General features: G+C 71.1%; 2 protein-coding genes. Both read right to left on the reverse strand.

Translation table 11 applies throughout. The features are described from left to right. Nucleotides 1-2,525: error-prone DNA polymerase (locus Q4F04_RS14710; RefSeq protein ID WP_303370550.1), on the reverse strand; the 2,525-nt coding region annotated here is incomplete at its 3' end. Beyond that, nucleotides 2,522-4,014: DUF6504 family protein (locus Q4F04_RS14715; protein ID WP_303370551.1), on the reverse strand; the 1,493-nt coding region annotated here is incomplete at its 5' end. The genes Q4F04_RS14715 and Q4F04_RS14710, both read right to left, overlap by 4 nt.

The following is a 4,014-nucleotide window of genomic DNA, read 5'->3' on the forward strand; positions in this document are numbered from 1 at the left end:
GCCGCCACGGGCACGCCGGCACGGCGCCAGAGGTCCTCGACGGAGACGAAGGGCATATCGGCGCGGGCGGCGATCAGGGCGGCGGCGTAGGTGTTGGCGAGGCCCTTGACCATGCGCAGGCCGAGGCGGACGGCGAAGCGGGTCTCATCGCCGGTCGGCTCGAGCGTGCAGTCCCAGCGGCTCACGTTGACGCAGAGGGGCCGCACCTCCACGCCGTGGTCGCGGGCGTCGCGCACGATCTGGGCAGGGGCATAGAAGCCCATGGGCTGGCTGTTCAGGAGCGCCGCGCAGAAGACATCCGGGTGGTGGCACTTCAGCCAGGCCGAGGCATAAGCGATCAGCGCAAAGCTTGCCGCGTGGCTTTCGGGAAAGCCGTAGGAGCCGAAGCCCTCGAGCTGGCGGAAGGTGCGCTCGGCGAAGTCGGGATCGTAGTTGCGTTCGATCATCCCCGCGACGAGCTTGTCGCGGAAAGCCGAGACCCCGCCGGTGAACTTGAAGGTGGCCATGGACTTGCGCAGGAGATCGGCCTCGCCCGGCGTGAAGCCCGCGCAGACAATGGCGACGCGCATCGCCTGTTCCTGGAACAAGGGCACGCCCAGGGTCTTGCCGAGAACCTTCTCCAGCTCGGGGGTCGGATACTCCACCGGCTCGAGCCCCGCGCGCCGGCGCAGGTAGGGATGGACCATGTCGCCCTGGATCGGGCCGGGGCGCACAATTGCGACCTGGACGACGAGGTCGTAGAAGGTGCGGGGGCGCAGGCGCGGCAGCATCGCCATCTGCGCTCGGCTCTCGATCTGGAAGGTGCCGAGCGTGTCGGCGCGCCGGATCATGGCGTAGGTGCGCGGGTCCTCGGGTGGGATCGTGGCGAGGTCCAGCCGGATGCCCTTGTGATCGGCCAAGAGGTCCAGCCCCCGCCGCATGCAGCTGAGCATCCCCAGGGCCAGCACGTCGACCTTCATGAAGCGCAGCGCGTCGATGTCGTCCTTGTCCCATTCGATGATCTGGCGCCCCTCCATGGCGGCGGGCTCGATGGGGACCAGGTCGTCCAGGCGGTCGTGGGTCAGCACGAAGCCGCCCGGGTGCTGGCTCAGGTGCCGCGGCGCGCCGTGCAGCTGGGCCGCCAGTTCCATGGTCAGGCGGATACGCCGGTCGGTGGGATCGAGGTTCAGCTCGCGGATCTGGGCGTCGGTGACGCCCTCCGCCGACCAGGCCCAGATCTGGCTTGAGAGGGCGCGGATCAGGTCCTCGGGGAGACCCAAGGCCTTGCCCACATCCCGGAGCGCTCCCTTGGCACGGTATCGGATGACGGTGGCGCAGAGGGCGGCGCGGTCGCGGCCGTAGTTCTCGTAGACCCACTGGATGACCTCCTCGCGGCGCTCGTGCTCGAAGTCGACGTCGATGTCCGGCGGCTCGTGCCGCTCCTCGGAGATGAAGCGCTCGAAGAGGAGGTTGCCACTCACCGGGTTGATCGAGGTGATGCCGAGGACAAAGCACACCGCCGAGTTCGCGGCCGACCCGCGTCCCTGGCAGAGGATGCCCTTCGACCTGGCGAAGCGCACGATGCTGTGGACCGTCAGGAAGTAAGGGGCATAGCCCAGCCTGCCGATAAGCCGCAGCTCGTGCCCCAGGGTGGCCGCCACCTCGTCGGGGACGCCTTCGGGATAGCGGCAGGCCGCACCCGCCCAGGTGAGCCGTTCCAGTGTCTCCTGCGGGGTCAGCGCCGGGTCGTCGCGTTCCTCGGGATACTGGTAGGCCAGTTCGTCCAGCGAGAAGCGGCAACGCTCGGCGATCTTCAGCGTGCGGGCAAGGGCTTCCGGATAGCGCGAGAACAACCGATGCATCTCGGCGGGCGGCTTGAGGTAGCGGTCGGCATGGCGCTCGCGCCGCAGGCCCAGGGCCTCGACGGTGGTGGTGTGACGGATGGCGGTGACCACGTCCTGGAGGATGCGACGGGCGGGTTCGTGGTAGAGCACGTCGTTGGTCACCACGGTCGCCACTCTCATGCGGGCAGCCAGCGTCGCAAGTTCATGCAGCCGCAGCTGGTCGTTGGGGCGCCGGCGCAGGGTCAGCGCCAGGAAGGCGCGGTCGCCGAAGACCTCGCGCAGGCGGCGCAGGCGGAAGGCGCAGGTCTCGTCGGCGAGATCGGGGACGAGCACCGTGATCAGCCCCTCGGCATGAGCCTCCAGGTCCGGCCAGTCGAGATGGCACTTGCCCTTGCCGGCTCGCCCCTTGCCGAGGGTCAGCAGCCGGCAGAGCCGGGCGTAAGCGGCCCGGTCGGTCGGATAGACCAGCACCGCCATCCCACAGGCGAGATCGAGCCGGCAGCCGACGACGAGCCGCACGCCGATGGCCTTTGCCGCCTCATGCGCCCGCACGATCCCGGCCAGGCTGTTGCGGTCCACCACCGCCAGGGCCTCGATGCCCATCAGCGCGGCGGTAGCGAACAGCTCCTCGGCCGAGGAGGCCCCGCGCAGGAAGGAGAACTGCGAGGTGACCTGCAGTTCGGCGTAGCGCAGCCCGCTCATCCGAAGACCCCATGCAGGAACCAGCGCTGCGACCCGGTGGCGGCGTCCTCGCCGTCGCCAGCGCGGTAGATCCAGTAGCGCTCGCCCGCATCGTCCTCGACCCGGAAGTAGTCGCGCACGGCCGCTCTCTCGGCCTCGCGTGTCCACCATTCCCCGAAGATGCGCTCCGGCCCGTCGGCGCGGCGCACCCGGCGGCGCACGCCCTTCCAGGCGAACCAGGCGGGCGGATGGTCGGGCAGCAGCGCCAGGGTCTCGATCGCTTCGGGCTGGGGCAGGAGGCGCGCAGGGCGCGGCCAGTAATCGGGCCAGCCGTCGCCCGCGTCCTCGGCCAGGGCCGGGATGCGGCGCACGGACCGCTCAGGCACGTCGCTGGGGACAGCCGCAATGCGGTAGACGGCCCCGGCACCGACGCGGTTCGCCAGGGTGTCGATCAGCCCTGCCAGATCGGGCGCAGGCTCCTCCAGCAGGCTCGCGGCCTGCCGGGCCTGCAGCGGCTCGGCAAGGGTGGCGGCCAGCACCATGATCTCGATGCCATAGCCCGGATCGATGGTCTCGATGCGCGCGCAGAGGAGTCGGGTGAGAGGCTTCGCGTCGCGGACCGGCCGGGCCAATCCGATACGGACGATCTGGAGGTCATTGTCGATCCGGTGGCAGAAGAGGTCGAGCCGGCGGGCGCCGAGGCCCCGTTCTTCCAGCCGCTCGCAGAGGGCCACCACCAGCTTGCGAATGTAACGGGCGATGGTCTCGGCGGCGGCGATGGGTTCGGCAAAGACCCGGCGCACCTCGACGAAGTCTTCGGGGCGGACCGGCTCGATGGGTTCACATGCCGCGCCCAGGGCCTGGTCGATCCTGCGCCAGAGGCCCGGCCCGAAGCGGCGCGCAAGGGGCGCGCGGGGCTGCCCCAGCAGGTCGCCGATGCGGGTGAAGCCCAGGGTGTGCAACCCGACGACCGTGGCCGGCGGCAGCCGCAGCGCCTGGAGGGGCAGAGGCGCCAGTGCAACCTCGGCCGCGCCCGGGGCCGCGACGAGAGTGGGGGTAGCAGAGTGGCGGGCTAGGGCATGAGCTGCCCCCCAGGTGTCGGCGACGGCCGCACGGGCGGTGACGCCCGACAGCATCAGGCGGCCGACCAGCGCCTCCAGCATCGCCGCCTCGCCGCCCTGCAGGTGGTCGGCGCCAGTCGTGTCCAGGACGATCCCATCGGGCGGATCGGCGGCCACAATGGGGGAGAGGCGCTGCATGACCCACAAGGCCAGCCGCTCGAGGCTGGCGGCATCGGCCGCAGGATCGGCAGGCACGACGACGAGGCCGGGCACCAGCGCCTGCGCAGTGGCGACCGGCATGCCGGCATGCAGGCCCAGACCCTGCGCGGCGGCGTCGGCCGCCGTCACCACCCGGCGATTGCCCACCCGGCCGGCCACGACCAGGGGCGCGTCATCCGGCGCCGCGTCCCCAGCCGTGCGCCGCAGCCGGTCCGTCGGCCAGTTCGGCA

The organism is Paracoccus sp. (in: a-proteobacteria) (assembly GCF_030536915.1).
Lineage (GTDB): Bacteria > Pseudomonadota > Alphaproteobacteria > Rhodobacterales > Rhodobacteraceae > Paracoccus.